Raw genomic sequence first — 18,658 nt, 5'->3', positions numbered from 1 at the left:
AAGTAGGGCACCTCCATGACTTCCGTCGCCCCGAAGTTCAGCATCCTGTCGGACGACTTCGCCCGTGACCCCTACCCGTACTTCCCCATACTCCGCCGGGAAGACCCGGTTCATTACGAGGCGGGCATCGACAGCTACTTCCTCTCCCGCTACCAGGACGTACACCGCGTACTGACCGAGCACAAGGCGTTCAGCACCAAGACCCTCGCCGTCCGGGCCGAGCCTGTGATGCGCGGTCCGGTACTCGCCCAGATGACCGGTCCGGAGCACACCGCGAAGCGGAAGATCGTGGTGCGCGGGTTCACCGGTGCCGCGCTGAAGGACCAGATCCGGGCGATCCGCTCCAACGCCGACGAACTCTTCATGCCGTTCCTGAACCGGGGAAAGGTCGATCTGGTCAACGACTTCGGCAAGCCGTTAGCCGTTCATGTGACGCTCGATGTGCTAGGGCTCGACAAGAACGACTGGCGCCAGGTCGCCGCCTGGCACCATGGGGTCGCGGAGTTCATCACCAGCATCACACTCACCGAGGAGCGCCGCCGTCACTGCCTGAACTGCGCCGAGCAGTTGGAGGCGTACCTGGTGCCGATCATCGAGCAACGCCGCAACGAGCCCGGAGACGATCTGGTCTCCCAGTTGTGCACGGCCGAGTTCGACGGCATCACGATGAGCACGCGGGATGTCACCGCGCTGATCATCAATATCCTGGCCGCCGCGACCGAACCGGCGGACAAGACCCTCGCACTGCTTTTCCACCACCTCATCGACCGGCCCGGGACAATGGACCAGGTCGTTGAGAACCCCGGGCTGCTGTCCGCAGCGATCGCGGAGACACTGCGTTTCACCCCTCCGGTACAGCTCATCCCCCGCCGGGTGGAACGGGACACCGAGTTCTCGGGGACCGCCGTACCGGCCGGGGCAACCGTGTTCTGCATGATCGGCGCGGCCAACCGTGACCCGGCCGCGTTCACCGACCCCGACACCTTCGACATCCACCGCGCCGACCTGGGGGTAGCCCGGTCCTTCACCGCCGCGGCCCAGCACCTGGCCTTCGGGACCGGCCTGCATCAATGTGTCGGCGCGGCTTTCGCCCGCACCGAGATCGAGACGGTCGCCGCGTTGCTTCTCCCCGTGCTGCGGAACGCCCGGTACTCAGCCGGCTACGAGTACCGGGAGAGCGGCCTGTACACGCGCGGGCCCATCTCGCTGGACCTCGACTTCACTCCGGTGAACGGGGGTGCTCCCGGCCGTGACTGACGTGAGCAACCCCCCCACCGCATTGCCGAACCGGCTGGACGCACGGACCCGGAGCATGGTGGTGGTGCTGCTGTTCGGGGCGGTTCTGCCGCTGCTGGACACCACCATCGTCAACGTAGCGCTCGACGACCTGTCGCAGGTGTTCGACGCCAGGGTGTCCGTCGTGCAGTGGGTGGCAACCGGCTATGTCCTGGCCTCGGCCGTCACGATTCCCGTCAGCGGCTGGGCCACCCACCGCTACGGGGGCAAGCGCGTCTGGATGACCGCCCTGTCCCTGTTCCTGATCGGCTCCATGGCCTGCGGCCTGGCCTGGAACATCGACAGCCTGATCGTTTTCAGGATCGTGCAGGGCATCGGCGGCGGACTGTCCATGCCGATTCTGCAGACCCTTCTGGTGCAGAGCGCCGGAAAACAGCAAGCCACCCGTGCCATGGGTGCGGTCGGGGTACCGGCCGTCCTGGCCCCGATCCTCGGCCCCATCCTGGGCGGGCTGCTACTGGATTCGGCCGGATGGCGATGGATCTTCTTCGTCAACGTGCCGATCTGCCTGGCCGGCATCGTCCTCGCCGCCCGCCGGCTACCCGTCTCCCCCGCCGATCCGGACCGGAAACTCGATGTGACCGGCCTGCTCCTGCTCTCCCCCGGCCTGGCCCTGGCCGTCTTCGGCCTGTCCCGCATCGGCGGCGGAAACGATCACGGGTGGACGACACCCGCGGCGATCGGTGCCGGGGCGGTCCTGATCGCCGGCTTCGTAGTGTGGGCACCGCGCGCGTCCACACCATTGGTCGACGTGCGGGTCTTCGCCCGAACCCACTTCCTCGGCGCCTGGCTCTCGCTGCTCCTGACCAGCCTTGTCTTCTACGGAGCGCTTCTGCTCCTGCCGCTGTACTACCAGCGTGCCTGGGACTACTCGCCTCTCCAGGCGGGCCTGGTTCTGGCGCTCCAGGGCATCGGGGCCTTCGCGGCCCGCTCGGTGGCCAACCGGCTGACCGCGCGCATCGGTACCCGCGTCACTGTCCTGGCCGCGCTCGCCCTGGCTGCCGCGGGCACCCTTCCGTTCGCGGTCGGGGCGGACACGGACCGCGGCTGGCTCCTGGGAATCGGGCTCGTCGTGCGGGGGGCCGGTGTCGGTGCGGTCACCATCCTGACGATGGGGGCCTGCTACCACCGCATCGAACACACGGGCATCGCCCACGCCAGCACGTCCGGTCGCATCGCCACCCAGCTCGGCGGAGCACTCGGCTCGGTGGTCGTCGCCACCGTCCTCGCCACCGGGACCACCAGCCACCGGGCAGCTGGAGCGGACCTGTTCACCGCGAGCTTCTGGTGGCTCGTGGTCCTCACCGCCTGTACCGCTCTTCCCGCACTGCTCCTGCCGAGGGGCGAGGTGGAACGCTCGTAGAACCCGGGGGCAGTCCCGCCTCCGGAGCGTCCGTCCGGGTGGCCCTGTCCCGCTGGAAGGCGCAACCTGTCGTGTCGCGCGCGCGGAGCGGAGGTGGGCGGCCCCCAGGATGCCGCCATGAAACCCATGCCCAAGCGTCTATCGGCGCTGCGGTCACGTGCTCGCAGCACAGGCGCGGCCTGCGCCGTCCTGGCGACCGTGATCCCCGTCTTCACCTTCGGTGTCGGTGCCACCCCGGCCGCCGCCGCGACCCTCCCCGGCGGGCTCGGACCGTGTGTACCGGGCAGCTGCCCCGACCCGTTCCCCGAGGTCGGCAACGGGCCGTTCGCCGGCCGGGACGACGCGATCAACATCTTCGTGGGCGACGACTTCCTCGTCCGGGGCCGTGCGGCGGAGGCCGAGGGCCGGGTCGTCGTGCTCGACGACTTCGACCAGAACAAGAACACCGACGCGAGCGGGTTGTACAACCTCGGGATCGTCGGTGTCGGCTCGCGCGTCCCGCCGCCGGACGGGTCCGACTTCCTGACGACCGGCGGCGACGTCACCATCGCGCCCGGCCAGACCCTGGACACGACGGGCGGCATCGTCGAGGAACAGGGCATCGTGCGCCACGCGGGCACGCAGACCGGCACCGTGACCGGGACGACCATCCAGGACGACAACGCGGCAGGCCCGTACACCGGGCTGCGCGACGAGCTGACCGCGGCCAGCCAGTGCTACGCACGGCCGGACGGCAACCAGCTCCGGGAGCCGACCGGGACCGCGGTCAACGAAAACTTCCGGACGATCTTCACCGGTGACAACACCTCGCTGCTCCAGGTGTTCAACGTCGACTTCGACATGGTCAACCCGAACAACCTCAACGGCGGCCAGGACATCGCGTTCGAGGGCATCCCCGCCGGCGCGACGATCCTGGTCAACGTGATCGGCGAGAACCGGGTCATCAACACCACCAGCGGCGAGGCCACGCTGGGGCAGTACCGCGACCGGCTGCTGTGGAACCTGCCCGACGCGAGCACGGCGCAGTTCATCGGGTCCGGGCAGTTCCAGGGCAGCGTCCTGGTGGGCAATCAGGCGTCCATGAGCACCGTGAGCCTGTCCGGTATGAACGGCAGGTTCTTCACCACGGGCTCGCTCACCCACACCAGCGAGACCTCCGGTATCGAGTTCCACGCCTACCCGTTCAACGGCGACCTCCCGGAGTGCGGTTCGCAGCCGGTGACCGGTGCGGTCAGCGTCCTCAAGACGGACGCGGACTCGGGCGCCCCGCTGGCCGGGGCGGAGTTCGAGCTGTGGCGCGAGACCAACGGCGTCGGCGGCCTCCAGACCACCGGCACCACACCCGACACCCTCGTCACCGACTGCACCACCCCCGACGACGGCATCTGCACCGAGACGACGACTCTGGGCGAGTACTACTGGCGCGAGACCGCGGCCCCGGACGGCTACGACCTCCCCGACCCCAACGTCTTCGGCCCGCTCGTCCTCACCGACGAGAACGCCACGGACGGCGTCCGGGTCGAGGCGCTCAACACGCCGACCGTGGTGCCACCCGTCACCGGTGACGTCAGCGTGGTCAAGACCGACGCCGACACCGGCAACCCGCTGGCCGGCGCGGACTTCGAACTGTGGCGCGAAACCAACGACGAGGCCGGACTCCAGACCACCGGCGCCACACCCGACACCCTCGTCAGCGACTGCACCACCCCCGACGACGGTGTCTGCTCCGACAACACCGTCCTCGGTACGTACTACTGGCGCGAGACGGCCGCCCCGGACGGCTACGACCTGCCCGACCCCAACGTCTTCGGGCCGCTCACCCTCACCGAGGACAACGCCTCCGAGGGCGTCCGGGCCGAGGCCGCCAACACCCCGACCGTCGTACAGCCCGTCACGGGCGACGTCAGCGTGCTGAAGACGGACGCCGAGACCAGCGAGCCGCTGGCCGGCGCCGAGTTCGATCTGTGGCGCGAGACCAACGGCGTCGACGGCCTCCAGGTCGACGGGGCAACCCCGGACACCCACGTCACGGACTGCACCACCCCCATCAACGGGATCTGCTCCGAGAACACCACCGTGGGCACCTACTACTGGCGCGAGACCGCCGCCCCGGACGGCTACGACCTGCCCGACCCCAACGTCTTCGGCCCGCTCGTCCTCACCGACGACAACGCCACGGACGGCGTCCAGGTCGAGGCCCTGAACGACCCCACCGACGTGCCCGTCGTGACCGGTGACGTCAGCGTCCTCAAGACCGACGCCGACACCGGCAACCCGCTGGCCGGGGCCGACTTCGAACTGTGGCGCGAGACCAACGGCGTCGACGGCCTCCAGACCACCGGTACCGACCCCGACACCCACGTCAGCGACTGCACCACCCCCGCCGACGGCGTCTGCTCCGACAACACCATTCTCGGTACGTACTACTGGCGCGAGACGGCCGCCCCCGACGGCTACGACCTGCCCGACCCGAACGTCTTCGGGCCGCTCACCCTCACCGAGGCGAACGCCACCGAGGGCGTCCAGGTCACGGCCACCAACGAGCCGACCGTGGTGCCGCCCGTCACGGGCGACGTCAGTGTGCTGAAGGCGGACTCCGAGACGGGTGACCCGCTGGCCGGCGCCGAGTTCGAACTGTGGCGCGAGACCAACGACGAGGCCGGGCTCCAGGTGGACGGGGCGAACCCCGACACCCACGTCACGGACTGCACCACCCCCGACACCGGGATCTGCTCCGAGAACACCACCGTGGGCACCTACTACTGGCGCGAGACCGCCGCCCCGGACGGCTACGACCTGCCCGACCCCAACGTCTTCGGCCCGCTCGTCCTCACCGAGGACAACGCCGCGCAGGGCGTCCAGACCGAGGCCCTGAACGACCAGACGGTCGTCCCGCCGGTGACCGGTGAGGTGCGGGTCTTCAAGACCGACGCCGAGACCGGCGTCCCGCTCGCCGGGGCCGTCTTCGAGCTGTGGCGCGAGAGCAACAACACGCCCGGCCTCCAGACGATCGGCATCAACCCCGACACCCACGTCAGCGACTGCACCACCCCCGCCGGCGGCATCTGCTCGGACACCACGGTTCCGGGCACCTACTACTGGCGCGAGACCGCTGCCCCGGACGGCTACGAGCTGCCCGACCCGAACGTCTTCGGGCCGCTCACGCTGACCGAGGACAACGCCGCCGAAGGCGTCCAGGTCACGGCCGCCAACACCCAGGAGCCCGTGCCGCCGGTGAACGGCTCGATCACCCTGGACAAGACGGACGCCAAGAACGGCGAGCCGCTCGCCGGGGCCGTCTTCGAGCTGTGGCGCGAGACCAACGACGTGCCCGGCCTCCAGACCGGCGGCGCTAACCCGGACACGCTCACCGACGCGGGCTGCTCCACCGGCGACGACGGCCAGTGCGTCTTCGACGACCTGCCGCTCGGGGAGTACTACCTCCGCGAGATCGCCGTTCCGGAGGGCTACGTCCTGTCGGACGACCCGGTCTCCGGGCCGATCGAGGTCACCGAGGAGAACAGCGCCGAGGGCGTCACCGTCGAGCTGACCAACGAGCGCGGTGAACCCTGCAAGGGCAAGGGCGGAAAGGACAAGGGCAAGGACTGCGAGGACAACGACCACAAGGCCGCCGCACGCGGCTGACCCGGTCACCCGCCCGGCCGTCCACTCGTGGACGGCCGGGCGGTCTCGCTCTACGGCTTGACAGCACGTACGTCGATACCCGAATCACGCAGGAGATCCGGCCCGTGTCCCGTTCCCACCGCCTCGTCGCTTCCCTGGCCGCCGCCGCTGCCGCGGCGCTGCTGTGCACCGCCGCCCCCGCGGCCGCCGCTCCCCTTCCCGACACCGCGTGCACCGCGCCGGCCGGCCCGTACCAGCGCCAGCTGGAGAAGCACCTCGGGCTGCCCGTCGACGGCCGCCAGTCCGACGCGGACTGCCGGGCCATCCGGGCCTTCCAGACCGAACAGGGCCGGCCGCACCCGGACGGCCGCGCCGACCTCGGCACCTACCGCGCCATGCTCGTCGTCGAAGCCACGCCGAACCCGAACGCCGCAGGCAACTGCCCGGTCGAGAGCGGGCGGGTCACCTGCGTGGACATGGACCGCCAACTGCTGTGGGTGCAGAAGGGGAAGAAGGTCGTCTTCGGTCCCGTCCCCATCCGGACCGGCCGTGACGCCCAGGAGACCCGGCCCGGCCGGCACCTCATCTACTGGCGCGACCGCGACCACGTCTCCACCATCTACGACAACGCGCCGATGCCGTACTCCCAGTTCTTCGACGGCGGCCAGGCACTCCACGGCCACCCCGGCGACCTGTACGACGGCGGCGGCTCGGCCGGCTGCGTCAACCTCACCGTGGACGACGCGGCGAAGCTGTGGGACCTGCTCGCGCTGGACGACGTCGTCTACGTATGGGGCGTGAAGCCCGGCACCGCCGGCTGACGACCGGTGGCGGGGTGCTACTCCTCGCCCTCCAGGTTGCCTTCCGTCTCCAGGAACACCTGGCGCAGCGCTTCGAGGACGGCCGGGTCGGGCTTGGCCCACATGCCGCGCGACTCGGCCTCCAGAAGACGTTCCGCGATCCCGTGCAGCGCCCACGGATTGGCCTGCTCCAGAAAGGCGCGGTTGGCCGGGTCCAGCACATAGGTCTCGGTCAGCTTGTCGTACATCCAGTCCGCCACGACGCCCGTCGTGGCGTCGTAGCCGAAGAGGTAGTCCACGGTCGCGGCCAGCTCGAAGGCCCCCTTGTAACCGTGGCGGCGCATCGCCTCGATCCACTTCGGGTTGACCACACGGGCTCGGAAGACGCGGGACGTCTCCTCGGTCAACGTGCGGGTGCGGACGGTCTCGGGGCGGGTCGAGTCCCCGATGTACGCCTCCGGCGCGGTCCCCCGCAGCGCGCGGACCGCCGCGACCATTCCCCCGTGGTACTGGAAGTAGTCGTCCGAGTCCGCGATGTCGTGCTCGCGGGTGTCGGTGTTCTTCGCCGCGACCGCGATGCGCTTGTACGCGGTCTCCATCTCCTCGCGGGCCGGACAGCCGTCCAGGTCCCGACCGTAGGCGTAGCCGCCCCACGTCGTGTAGACCTCGGCGAGATCGGCGTCGGTGCGCCAGTCGCGGGAGTCGATGAGCTGGAGCAGCCCGGCGCCGTACGTGCCGGGTCGGGAGCCGAAGATACGGGTGGTGGCCCGGCGTTCGTCGCCGTGCGCGGCGAGATCCGCCTGCGCGTGCGCCCGTACGTGGTTCAGCTCGGCCGGTTCGTCGAGCGAGGCGGCCAGCCGTACCGCGTCGTCGAGCAGGCCGATGGTGTGCGGGAACGCGTCGCGGAAGAAGCCGCTGATGCGGAGCGTGACGTCGATGCGGGGGCGGCCCAGCTCCTCGGCCGGGATCGCCTCCAGGCCGGTGACACGGCGGGACGCGTCGTCCCAGACCGGGCGCACCCCGAGCAGGGCCAGCGCCTCGGCGACGTCGTCGCCCGCGGTGCGCATGGCGCTCGTACCCCACAGGGACAGGCCCACCGAGACCGGCCAGTCGCCGTTGTCGGCGCGGAAGCGGGTGAGGAGGGAGTCCGCGAGGGCCTGGCCCGTCTCCCACGCCAGGCGCGAGGGGACGGCCTTGGGGTCCACGGAGTAGAAGTTCCGGCCGGTCGGCAGCACGTTGACGAGGCCCCGGAGCGGGGAGCCGGAGGGGCCGGCGGGGACGAACGCGCCGTTCAGGGCGCGGACGCAGTGGTCGAGTTCGTCGGTGGTCCCGGCCAGGCGGGGCGCGACCTCCTGGGCCGCGAAGCTGAGGATTGCCGCCACGTCCGGGGTCAGGTCGTGGAGCGGGCTGCGGGCCGTGGACTCGGGGCTCTGCCCCGGACCCCGCTGCTCAATCGCCGCAGGGGCTTGATTGGGCTGATCGCCCGCCGCAGGGGCTTGAAGGGCCGACGGGTCCCAACCCGCGTCCTCCATCGCCTGGACCAGGGCGCGGGCCTCGTCCTCCACCGTGTCCGCGTCCGTGCGGGTCGCCGCCGACTCGTCCAGGCCGAGGGCTTCGCGCAGGCCCGGCAGGGCTTGCGTGCCGCCCCAGATCTGGCGGGCCCGGAGGATCGCCAGGACCAGGTTGACGCGGGCGGCGCCCGTGGGCGCGGCGCCGAGCACATGCAGGCCGTCGCGGATCTGGACGTCCTTGATCTCGCAGAGCCAGCCGTCGAGATGCATGATGAAGTCGTCGAAGCCCTCGTCCTCGGGGCGTCCTTCGATCCCCAGGTCGTGGTCGAGCCTCGCGGCCTGGATCAGGGTCCAGATCTGGGCGCGGATCGCCGGCAGCTTGGCCGGGTCCATCGCGGCGATCTGGGCGTGCTCGTCCAGGAGCTGTTCGAGGCGGGCGATGTCCCCGTAACTGTCGGCGCGCGCCATCGGCGGGACCAGGTGGTCCACGAGCGTGGCGTGCGCCCGGCGCTTGGCCTGGGTGCCCTCGCCGGGGTCGTTGACGAGGAACGGGTAGACGAGCGGCAGGTCGCCGAGCGCGGCGTCGGGGCCGCAGGCGGCGGAGAGCCCGGCGTTCTTGCCGGGCAGCCACTCCAGGTTGCCGTGCTTGCCGAGGTGGATCATCGCGTCGGCGCCGAAGCCGTTGTCGTCGGCGCGGGCGGCGATCCAGCGGTAGGCGGCGAGGTAGTGGTGCGAGGGCGGCAGGTCCGGGTCGTGGTAGATCGCGATCGGGTTCTCGCCGAAGCCGCGCGGCGGCTGGATGAGGATCAGGAGGTTGCCCCGGCGCAGCGCGGCCAGGACGATGTCGCCCTCGGGGTTGCGCGAGCGGTCCACGAACATCTCGCCGGGCGGCGGGCCCCAGTGCTCCTCGACGGCCTCGCGGAGTTCGGCGGGGAGTTCGGCGTACCAGCGGCGGTAGTCGGCGGCGGGGATGCGGACCGGGTTGCGGGCCAGCTGCTCTTCGGTGAGCCACGCCTGGTCGTGGCCGCCGGCCTCGATCAGGGCGTAGATCAGCTCGTCGCCGTCGCCGGACGCGAGGCCGGGGACGTCCTCCGTACCGAAGTCGTAGCCCTCCTCGCGCAGTCGGCGCAGCAGGGCGACGGCGCTGGCGGGGGTGTCGAGGCCGACCGCGTTGCCGATGCGGGAGTGCTTGGTCGGGTACGCGGACAGGACGAGCGCGACGCGCTTGCCGGCGTTCGGGATGTGGCGCAGCCGGGCGTGGCGGACGGCGATGCCGGCGACGCGGGCGGCGCGTTCGTCGTCGGCCACGTAGGCGGGCAGGCCGTCCCGGTCGATCTCCTTGAAGGAGAACGGGACGGTGATCAGGCGGCCGTCGAACTCGGGGACGGCGATCTGGCTGGCGGCGTCCAGCGGGGACACGCCCTCGTCGTTGTCCTGCCAGTCGGTGCGGGAGCTGGTGAGGCAGAGGGCCTGGAGGATCGGGACGTCGAGCGCGGTGAGCGCGCCCGCGTCCCAGGACTCGTCGTCGCCGCCGGCCGATGCCTCGGCGGGCCGGGTGCCGCCGGCCGCGAGGACGGTGGTGACGATCGCGTCCGCCGCGCGCAGGGCCTCGATGAGTTCGGGTTCGGGGCTGCGCAGCGAGGCGACGTACAGCGGGAGGGCGCGGGCGCCGTGGGCCTCGACGGCCCGGCACAGGGTCTCGATGAACGCGGTGTTGCCGCTCATGTGGTGGGCGCGGTAGTAGAGCACCGCGACGGTGGGGGCGTCGGGCGCCGTCTCGGCGGGGGTGCGTTCCAGCGGGCCCCAGGAGGGCGCGGCGGCGGGGGGTTCGAAGCCGTGGCCGGTGAGCAGCACGGTGTCGGACAGGAACCGGGCGAGCTGGTCGAGGTTGGCGGGCCCGCCGTGCGCGAGGTAGGCGTGGGCCTCGGCGGCGATCCCGATGGGCACGGTGGAGGCGGCCATCAGCTGCGCGTCGGGGGCCTGTTCCCCGGTGAGGACGACGACGGGGCGGCCGGTGGCGAGGACTTGGTCGAGGCCGTCCTGCCAGGCGCGGACCCCGCCGAGGAGGCGTACGACGACGAGGTCGGCGCCGTCCAGCAGCGCGGGCAGGTCCTGGAGCGGGAGGCGGGACGGGTTGGCGTAGCGGTAGCCGACCGGTCCGTGGGAGGCGCGGGCGCTGAGCAGGTCGGTGTCGGACGTCGACAGGAGCAGGATCATGCGGCGTCTGGCCTTCCTCGGGGTGTCCACGCCCCGTGGCGGTGTCGAAGGCTCCCCTGCCCGGACCTGCCGGGTATGCGGGGAAGGGAGTTCCTGACTCGCCCGGCCCTGGTGGGACCAAGCTCACAGTGGCGGGACCGCGCCGGATTCGCACCGGGCTTCCTCCCCTGTCGCCGTCTGTGGCGACGACGGACCCGGAGGTCCGTCGCTAGGCATAGTAAGGGTCCGGGGGCGACGATGGGGTCATCGGATCGGATGAGATGGTCGGTATGCTCGCCGCCATGCCTCCCCCAGCCCCCCATTTCGCCCAGCCCGACGACGCCCGTTTCCGGGTCCGCGGCGACGCCTGCCCCGGTGCGCTGCGGCTGCACCGGGCGGACGACGGGGCGTTGGCGCGCGTCCGCGTGCCCGGTGGTGTGCTGACCTGGGAGCAGGCGGACGGGCTGCGGGAGTTGGCCGGCCGGCTCGGTGATGGTGAGCTGCATCTCACTTCGCGCGGCAATGTGCAGCTGCGCGGGCTCGACGCCGGATGCGGGTCCGAACTGGCCTCCCGGATGAGCGGAATGGGGCTTTTGCCCTCCGCGTCGCATGAGCGGGTCCGCAACGTCGTGGCCTCCCCGCTGGCCGGGCTCGACAGTCGCGGGGCGCGGGACGTACGGCCCTGGCTGGTCGCGCTGGACGCGCTGGTGTGCGCGAGCGAGGAGGCGGCCGGGCTGTCCGGCCGGTTCCTGTTCGCCCTGGACGACGGGCGCGGCGATGTGGACGCGCTGGGCGCGGACGTGACGCTGCGGGCGCGGGGCGACGGGGTGGCGGAGCTGCGGATCGGGGCGCTGGAGTCGGTGGCCCGGATTCCGGGTGACGAGGCGCCGCGCGCCGCGTTGCTGGCGGCGACGGTGTTCCTGTCCCTGGCGGACGCTTCCGGTTCGGGTGCTTGGCGGGTCGCCGAGCTCCCCGGGGGTGCCGGGCCACTGCTCGACGCGGTGGTGCGCGAGCTGGCTGCGGCCGGGCTGCCCGTCACCCGTGCGACCGCGCCGGTACCGGCCGGGGCTCCCCCGGCGCTCGGCGTGGTGGCGGGGCCCGGCGGGACGGACGCGCTGTCGGTCGGGCTGCCGCTGGGGCGGGCGGACGCGGTGCGGTGGCGGGCGCTGACGGACCTCGCGCGGGACCACGGCACCGGTGAAATCCGGCTCACCCCCTGGCGCGGAGTCGTCGTGCCCGGTGTCCGGCGGGAGCGGGCGCCGGGGGCGCTCGACGCGCTGGGCGCCGCCGGCCTGGTCACCGCCGACCGCTCGCCGTGGACCGGGACCGGCGCCTGCGTCGGCCGCCCCGGCTGCGCCAAGTCCCTGGCCGATGTGCGGGGTGACGCCGCGTCGGCGCTGCCCGACGCGCCGCCCGTGGACGCGCTGCCCGTGTACTGGTCCGGGTGCGAACGGCGGTGCGGCCATCCGCGCGGGGACTGGGTGGACGTCGTCGCCGGCCCGGACGGCTACCGGGTGTCCGTCGTACGCGACGGCGCCCGGCCCGAGGAAGCGGTGCGCGTCGCCGCCGACCCGGCCGCGCCGGCCACCGCCGTGGCGGCGGCCCGTGACCCACGCCGCCCGTAAGCCAGGCCCCGAGTTCTTCCCCCTGTACAACGCCCCACCCCCTGCCCGTAACCCGCCCGCTGAAGAGAGCGACACCACTGTGCATCAGTACGAGAAGGACGGACCGGCCATCTATCGCCAGTCCTTCGCCACCATCCGGGCGGAGGCGGACCTCGCCGGCCTGCCCGCGGACGTGAGCCAGGTCGCCGTCCGGATGATCCACGCCTGCGGCATGGTCGACCTCGTACGCGACATCGGCTACACGCCCGGCGCGGTCGCCCGGGCCCGCGCCGCGCTGCGGGCCGGCGCGCCCATCCTGTGCGATGTGGCCATGGTCGCCAGCGGGGTCACCCGCAAGCGGCTGCCCGCGGACAACGAGGTGGTGTGCACCCTGTCCGACCCGGCCGTGCCCGCCCTCGCGAAGGAGCTGGGCACGACCCGTTCGGCGGCCGCCCTGGAGCTGTGGCGGGACCGGCTCGACGGCGCGGTCGTCGCCGTGGGCAACGCCCCGACGGCCCTGTTCCGACTGCTCGAAATGATCGAGGAGGGTGCCCCGCGCCCCGCCGCCGTCATCGGTGTGCCGGTCGGCTTCGTCGGCGCCGCGGAGTCCAAGGACGCCCTGGCGGCCCACCCGTCCGGGCTCGACCACCTGATCGTGCGCGGCCGGCGCGGCGGCAGCGCCATCGCCGCCGCCGCGCTCAACGCCATCGCCAGCGAGGAAGAGTGACCGTGAGCCAGCAGACAACGGGACGGCTGTACGGGGTCGGGCTCGGCCCCGGCGACCCGGAGCTGATGACCCTGCGCGCGGTGCGGGCCATCGCCGGGGCGGACGTCGTCGCGTACCACAGCGCCCGGCACGGCCGGTCCATCGCCCGGTCCATCGCGGCGGAGCACCTGCGCGCCGACCACATCGAGGAAGCCCTCGTCTACCCGGTCACCACGGAGACCACGGACCATCCGGGCGGCTACCGGGGCGCCATCGAGGACTTCTACACGGAGGCGGCGGCCCGGCTCGCCGCCCATCTGGACGCGGGGCGCACGGTCGCCGTGCTCGCCGAGGGCGACCCGATGTTCTACGGCTCGTACATGCACATGCACAAGCGGCTGGCCGACCGCTACCCCACCGAGGTCATCCCCGGCGTGACCTCGGTCAGCGCCGCCGCCGCCCGGCTCGGCACCCCGCTCGCGGAGGGCGAGGAGGTGCTGACGATCCTGCCCGGCACCCTGCCCGAGGAGGAGCTGACCGCCCGGCTGGCCGCGACCGACGCCGCCGTGGTGATGAAGCTGGGCCGCACCTTCCCCGCCGTGCGCCGCGCGTTCGAGGCGTCGGGCCGGCTGCCCGAGGCCCGTTACGTCGAGCGCGCCACGATGGCCGGGGAGCGGCTGGGCGACCTGGCGGACACCGACGCCGGTTCCGTGCCGTACTTCGCGGTCGCCGTCCTGCCGAGCCGGGTCGACGCCCGCCCCGAACCCGCCCCGGACGGCGGCGGGGTGACCGTGGTGGGCACGGGTCCGGCCGGTCCGCTGTGGCTGACGCCCGAGACGCGCGGCGCGCTGGCCGCCGCCGACGACCTCGTCGGCTACACCACGTATCTGGACCGGGTGCCGGTCCGGCCGGGGCAGACCCGGCACGGCTCCGACAACAAGGTGGAGTCGGAGCGGGCCGAGTTCGCGCTCGACCTGGCCCGGCGCGGGCGGCGCGTCGCCGTCGTGTCCGGCGGCGATCCGGGGGTCTTCGCGATGGCCACGGCCGTGCTGGAGGTGGCGTCGCAGGAGACGTACGCGGACGTGCCGGTGCGGGTGCTGCCGGGGGTGACGGCCGCCAACGCGGCGGCGGCCCGCGCCGGGGCGCCGCTGGGCCACGACTACGCGGCGATCTCGCTCTCGGACCGGCTCAAGCCGTGGGACGTCATCGCGCGCCGGCTCGCCGCGGCCGCGTCGGCCGATCTGGTGCTGGCGCTGTACAACCCCGGTTCGCGCAGCCGGACCTGGCAGGTCGGCAAGGCGCGGGACCTGCTCCTTGAGCACCGCTCGCCGGACACGCCCGTGGTCCTGGGCCGGGACGTCGGCGGGCCCGCCGAGAGCGTACGGACCGTGCGTCTGGCGGACCTCGACCCGGCCGATGTGGACATGCGCACGATCCTGATCGTCGGTTCCTCGCAGACCCGCTGGGAGCGGCGCGGCGGGGGGCGGCAGATCGTGTGGACCCCGCGCCGCTACCCGGAGAGCTGATCCGTCAGCCAGGCCAGGGCCTCTTCCGGGGTGCCGGCCACCGCGCCCCCCGCCGGGACCGGTGGCCGGCGGACGACGACGACGGGGAGGCCGGCCTCGCGGGCGGCGGCCAGCTTGGGGGCGGTCGCCGCGCCGCCGCTGTCCTTGGTGACGAGGACGTCGACGCGGTGGCGGCGGATCAGCTCCCGCTCCCCTTCGAGGGTGAAGGGGCCCCGGTCGAGCAGGGTCTCCATCCGCGCCGGGTACGGCGGTTCGGGCGCGTCCACGGACCGCATGAGGAACCACAGGCCGTCCAGCCCGGCGAAGGCGGCGAGCCCCATCCGCCCGGTGGTGAGGAAGACCCGCCGTCCCAGCGCGGGCAGCGCCGCCGCCGCCTCGTCCAGGGAGCCGACCGGGTGCCAGTCGTCGCCGTCACCGGGCACCCAGCCGGGGCGGCGCAGCATGAGCAGAGGAACATGGGCGGCGGCGGCCGCGGCCGCCGCGTTGAACGTGATCGTCCCGGCGAAAGGATGGGTGGCGTCGATGAGCGCGTGCACCCGGTGTGCGCGGAGCCAGTCCGCGAGCCCTTCGGCGCCGCCGAAGCCGCCGACGCGGACCTCGCCCGGCGGCAGCGTGGGCCGGGCCACCCGCCCGGCCAGCGAACTGGTGACCCTGCTCCCGGCGGGCAGGCCGGCCACCAGCAGTCCGGCGAGCCGACGCGCCTCCGTCGTCCCGCCCAGAATCAGTACGTGCACGAGGAGGACCATCCTTGAATGAGGCGAAGGGCGGGCGCGGTGCCCAACTCAAGCACACCGGGCTGCGGCCCGGCTGGACGACCGGGGCCTGTGCCACGGCCGCCGCCACCGCCGCGTACACGGCGCTGCTGAGCGGCGACTTCCCGGACCCGGTGACCGTCACACTGCCGCGCGGCGAGACCCCGGCGTTCGCGCTGGCCGTGGAGGAGCTGTCCGGCGACCGGGCGACGGCGGGCGTGGTGAAGGACGCGGGCGACGACCCCGATGTGACGCACGGCGCGCTGGTACGGGTGAGTGTGCGGGCGCTGCCGCCGGGTGCGGGGGTGGTGTTCCGGGCCGGGCCCGGTGTGGGCACGGTGACGCTGCCGGGGCTGCCGCTGGAGGTGGGCGAGCCGGCCGTGAACCCGGTGCCGCGCCGGATGATCGGCGAGCATCTGGCGCGGGTGGCGGCGGCGCACGGCGGCTCGGGGGACGTCGAGGTGACGATCGGGGTGGACGACGGCGAGGAGATCGCCCGCTCCACCTGGAATCCGCGCCTGGGCATCCTGGGCGGTCTGTCGATCCTGGGCACGACCGGGATCGTGGTGCCGTACTCCTGCTCGGCGTGGATCGACTCCATCCGCCGGGGCGTGGACGTGGCGCTCGCGGACGGGCGCACCCATGTCGCCGGGTGCACGGGCTCCACCTCGGAGAAGACGGTGGTCGCCGTGTACGGGCTGCCGGAGATCGCGCTGCTGGACATGGGCGACTTCGCGGGCGCGGTACTCAAGTACGTACGGCGGCATCCGGTGGAACGGCTCACGATCTGCGGCGGGTTCGCCAAGCTGTCGAAGCTGGCCGCCGGTCATCTCGACCTGCACTCGGGGCGCTCCCAGGTGGACAAGGGGCAGCTCGCCGAGCTGGCCCGGCGCGGTGGCGCCGACGAGGCCCTGGCCGCCGAGATCGCCGTCGCCAACACCGGCCTGGCCGCCCTGCGGCTGAGCCAGGCGCACGGTGTTCCGCTGGGTGATCTGGTGGCCGTGGCCGCGCGGGACCAGGCGCTGTCGGTGCTGCGGGGCGCCCCGGTGGCGGTGGACGTGATCTGCATCGACCGGGCGGGCACGGTGGTGGGGCGCAGCCCGGTGCGCTGATGTCCCGCGCGCTGACGCCCGTGCGCCCGGCCGGCGGTCAGCAGGTGTGGCGGTCGCGGGCGGGCGAGTAGAGGTGGCTGTCGTGGAACTGCTCGGCGCCCAGGGTGCGGCCGACCATGATGACGGCGGTGCGGATGACGCCGGCCGCCTTCACCTGGTCCGCGATGTCGTCCAGGGTGCCGCGCAGGATCAGCTCGTCGGGGCGGGAGGCCATGGCGACGACGGCGGCCGGGCAGTCGGCCCCGTAGTGCGGCAGCAGTTCCCCGACGACGCGGTCCACGTAACGGGCGGCGAGGTGCAGCACGATCAGCGCGCCGCTGCGGCCCAGGGTCGCCAGGTCCTCGCCCTCCGGCATGGCGGTGGCGCGCTGGGCGATCCGGGTCAGGATGACGGTCTGGCCCACGGTCGGCACGGTCAGTTCCCGCTTGAGCGCGGCGGCGGCAGCCGCGAACGCGGGGACGCCGGGCACCACTTCGTAGGGCACGCCCGCCTCGTCCAGGCGGCGCATCTGCTCGTTGACGGCGCTGAACACCGACGGGTCGCCGGAGTGCAGCCGCGCCACGTCGTGCCCTGCCCGGTGCGCGGCGACGAGTTCGGCGGTGATGCGGTCGATGTCGAGCTGCGCGGTGTCCACCAGGCGCGCGTCGTCCGGGCATTCGGCGAGGAGTTCGCGGGGCACCAGGCTGCCCGCGTACAGGCACACGTGGCAGGAGGCCAGGACGCGCGCGCCGCGCACGGTGATCAGGTCGGCCGCTCCCGGTCCCGCTCCGATGAAGTACACGGTCATCTGTCGTCTCCTGGGGGTTGTACGGGGGCACGGGCGGGGCCGGCGGGTTTGCGTACCGACCATTGGGTGACGGGCATCGCCTGGCGCCAGCCGGTGAAGGCGCCGACCGGGGCAGCGTGCGCCACGGCGAGCCGGACGAGTTCGCCGCCGTGGCGCCGGTAGCGGTCGGTGAGCAGGGCCTCGGATTCCAGGGTGACCGTGTTGGCGACGAGCCGGCCGCCGGGCGGCAGCGCGTCGAGGCAGGCGTCGAGGAGGCCGGGCGCGGTGAGGCCGCCGCCGATGAACACGGCGTCCGGGGCGGGGAGTCCGTCCAGGCAGCCGGGGGCACGGCCGGTGACGACGCGCAGTCCGGGCACGCCGAGCCGGGCGGCGTTCGCCTCGATGCGCGCCGCGCGCACCGGGTCGCGTTCCACGGCGACGGCCCGGCAGGAGGGGTGGGCGCGCATCCACTCGACGGCGATGGAGCCGGAGCCGCCGCCGATGTCCCAGAGGAGTTCGCCGGGGGCGGGCGCGAGCACGCCGAGGGTGACGGCCCGGACATGGCGCTTGGTCAGCTGGCCGTCGTGCTCGTACGCCTCGTCGGGCAGACCGGGCACGGCGCCCAGGCGCAGGGTGCCGGGGGCGGCGCGGCACTCGACGGCGACGACGTTGAGCGGGTCGCCCGGCGGCCGGTCCCAGGTGTCGGCGGTGCCCTCGGCGCACGCCTCGTCCTCGCCGCCGAGCTGTTCGAGGACCTTCAGGCGGCTGGGTCCGAAGCCCCGGTCCCGGAGCAGGGCGGCGATGCCGGCCGGGGTGGTGGCGTCGGCGCTGAGGACGAGCAGCCGGCGGCCGTCGTGCAGGGCGGCGGCGAGCCGGGCGGCGGGGCGGCCGACGAGGGTGACGACCTCGGTGTCCTCCAGCGGCCAGCCGAGGCGGGCGCAGGCGTAGGACACGGACGAGGGGTGCGGCAGGACGCGCAGCCGTTCGGCGCCCAGGACTTCGGTGAGGGCGCGGCCGATCCCGTAGAACATCGGGTCGCCGCTGGCCAGGACGGCGATGCGGCGGCCGGTGTGGGCGGCGAGCAGGCCGGGCACGGCGGGGCGCAGCGGTGAGGGCCAGGGCACCCGCTCGCCAGTGCACTCCGGTGGCAGGAGGCCGAGTTGGCGGCCGGCGCCGATGAGGACCCGGGCGTCGCGCAGGGCGGTGCGCGACGGGTCGGTGAGGCCCGTCCAGCCGTCGGCGCCGATCCCGACCACGGTCACTGCGGGCGGGAGGGGGTGCTCGGGGGTCACGGACGGTACCTCGGGTTCGGGGGCGGGCGCCTCCGCACTCTACTGGCCGGTCACGGGCCGGTCACGGGCGGGTCCCGGGCGCCCGGTCCGGACCGGGGCTGCTCCCCGTT

The 18,658-nt window shown here is 73.2% G+C and carries 12 protein-coding genes and 1 riboswitch; of the genes, 8 read left to right on the top strand and 4 right to left on the bottom strand.

Going from position 1 to position 18,658, the window contains the following annotated elements:
• Positions 1-15 precede the first annotated feature (15 nt).
• From DNK56_RS29120 to DNK56_RS29105, 4 genes are all read left to right on the top strand, one after another.
• Positions 16-1,257 (top strand): cytochrome P450, cyclodipeptide synthase-associated, encoded by a 1,242-nt coding sequence (locus tag DNK56_RS29120; protein ID WP_111338756.1) that lies wholly within the window; start codon positions 16-18, stop codon positions 1,255-1,257.
• 1 nt (position 1,258) lies between these two features.
• Positions 1,259-2,659 (top strand): DHA2 family efflux MFS transporter permease subunit, encoded by a 1,401-nt coding sequence (locus DNK56_RS29115; RefSeq protein WP_146610416.1) that lies wholly within the window; start codon positions 1,259-1,261, stop codon positions 2,657-2,659.
• 117 nt (positions 2,660-2,776) lie between these two features.
• On the top strand, positions 2,777-6,304 hold the full coding sequence (locus DNK56_RS29110) for a SpaA isopeptide-forming pilin-related protein (RefSeq protein WP_111338754.1): 3,528 nt from the start codon (positions 2,777-2,779) through the stop codon (positions 6,302-6,304).
• Positions 6,305-6,408: 104 nt separating this feature from the next.
• Positions 6,409-7,104, top strand: a complete 696-nt coding sequence (locus DNK56_RS29105; RefSeq protein ID WP_111338753.1) for a L,D-transpeptidase family protein — start codon at positions 6,409-6,411, stop codon at positions 7,102-7,104.
• A gap of 17 nt (positions 7,105-7,121) precedes the next feature.
• Here DNK56_RS29105 and cobN read toward each other — a convergent pair whose 3' ends face one another.
• Positions 7,122-10,811, bottom strand: a complete 3,690-nt coding sequence (gene cobN, locus DNK56_RS29100) for a cobaltochelatase subunit CobN (protein ID WP_111338752.1) — start codon at positions 10,809-10,811, stop codon at positions 7,122-7,124.
• 87 nt (positions 10,812-10,898) lie between these two features.
• Positions 10,899-11,000: riboswitch (cobalamin riboswitch) on the bottom strand.
• A gap of 71 nt (positions 11,001-11,071) precedes the next feature.
• On the opposite strand from cobN, the gene cobG reads away from it, so the two are divergent.
• From cobG to DNK56_RS29085, 3 genes are all read left to right on the top strand, one after another.
• Entirely contained in the window at positions 11,072-12,415 is a 1,344-nt protein-coding gene (gene cobG, locus DNK56_RS29095; protein WP_111338751.1) for a precorrin-3B synthase, read from the top strand.
• Positions 12,416-12,494: 79 nt separating this feature from the next.
• Positions 12,495-13,121, top strand: a complete 627-nt coding sequence (locus DNK56_RS29090; RefSeq protein WP_111338750.1) for a precorrin-8X methylmutase — start codon at positions 12,495-12,497, stop codon at positions 13,119-13,121.
• Positions 13,118-14,626 (top strand): precorrin-2 C(20)-methyltransferase, encoded by a 1,509-nt coding sequence (locus tag DNK56_RS29085; protein WP_111338749.1) that lies wholly within the window; start codon positions 13,118-13,120, stop codon positions 14,624-14,626. Before DNK56_RS29090 ends, DNK56_RS29085 begins: the two co-directional genes overlap by 4 nt.
• On the opposite strand, the gene DNK56_RS29080 is transcribed toward DNK56_RS29085, so the two are convergent.
• Positions 14,611-15,360, bottom strand: coding sequence for a cobalt-precorrin-6A reductase (locus DNK56_RS29080; RefSeq protein ID WP_111338748.1), 750 nt, complete (start codon positions 15,358-15,360; stop codon positions 14,611-14,613). The genes DNK56_RS29085 and DNK56_RS29080 overlap by 16 nt on opposite strands.
• 14 nt (positions 15,361-15,374) lie before the next feature.
• Here DNK56_RS29080 and DNK56_RS29075 point away from each other — a divergent pair, with 14 nt between their 5' ends.
• Positions 15,375-16,490 carry a cobalt-precorrin-5B (C(1))-methyltransferase gene (locus DNK56_RS29075; RefSeq protein WP_111338747.1) on the top strand — a complete coding sequence of 372 codons (1,116 nt, stop codon included), beginning with the start codon at positions 15,375-15,377 and terminating at the stop codon, positions 16,488-16,490.
• 37 nt (positions 16,491-16,527) lie between these two features.
• Here the strand turns inward: DNK56_RS29075 and cobM are convergent, their stop codons facing one another.
• Complete coding sequence (gene cobM / locus DNK56_RS29070) at positions 16,528-17,277, bottom strand: precorrin-4 C(11)-methyltransferase (protein ID WP_111338746.1); 750 nt, start codon at positions 17,275-17,277, stop codon at positions 16,528-16,530.
• A complete protein-coding gene (gene cbiE, locus DNK56_RS29065; RefSeq protein WP_111338745.1) occupies positions 17,274-18,548 on the bottom strand; it encodes a precorrin-6y C5,15-methyltransferase (decarboxylating) subunit CbiE in 1,275 nt (424 codons plus the stop codon). Before cbiE ends, cobM begins: the two co-directional genes overlap by 4 nt.
• Between the last annotated feature and the right edge of the window lie 110 nt (positions 18,549-18,658).

This window comes from Streptomyces sp. AC1-42W, assembly GCF_003248355.1.
Classification (GTDB): domain Bacteria; phylum Actinomycetota; class Actinomycetes; order Streptomycetales; family Streptomycetaceae; genus Streptomyces.
This window is presented reverse-complemented; position numbering and strand designations above follow the sequence as displayed.

Excerpts from the sequence above, each read along its gene's own strand:
- DNK56_RS29120 (WP_111338756.1), top strand. The coding sequence starts at position 16 with ATGACTTCCGTCGCCCCGAAGTTCAGCATCCTGTCGGACGACTTCGCC.
- DNK56_RS29110 (WP_111338754.1), top strand. The coding sequence starts at position 2,777 with ATGAAACCCATGCCCAAGCGTCTATCGGCGCTGCGGTCACGTGCTCGC.
- cobN (WP_111338752.1), bottom strand. The coding sequence starts at position 10,811 with ATGATCCTGCTCCTGTCGACGTCCGACACCGACCTGCTCAGCGCCCGC.
- cobG (WP_111338751.1), top strand. The coding sequence starts at position 11,072 with ATGGTCGGTATGCTCGCCGCCATGCCTCCCCCAGCCCCCCATTTCGCC.
- cobM (WP_111338746.1), bottom strand. The coding sequence starts at position 17,277 with ATGACCGTGTACTTCATCGGAGCGGGACCGGGAGCGGCCGACCTGATC.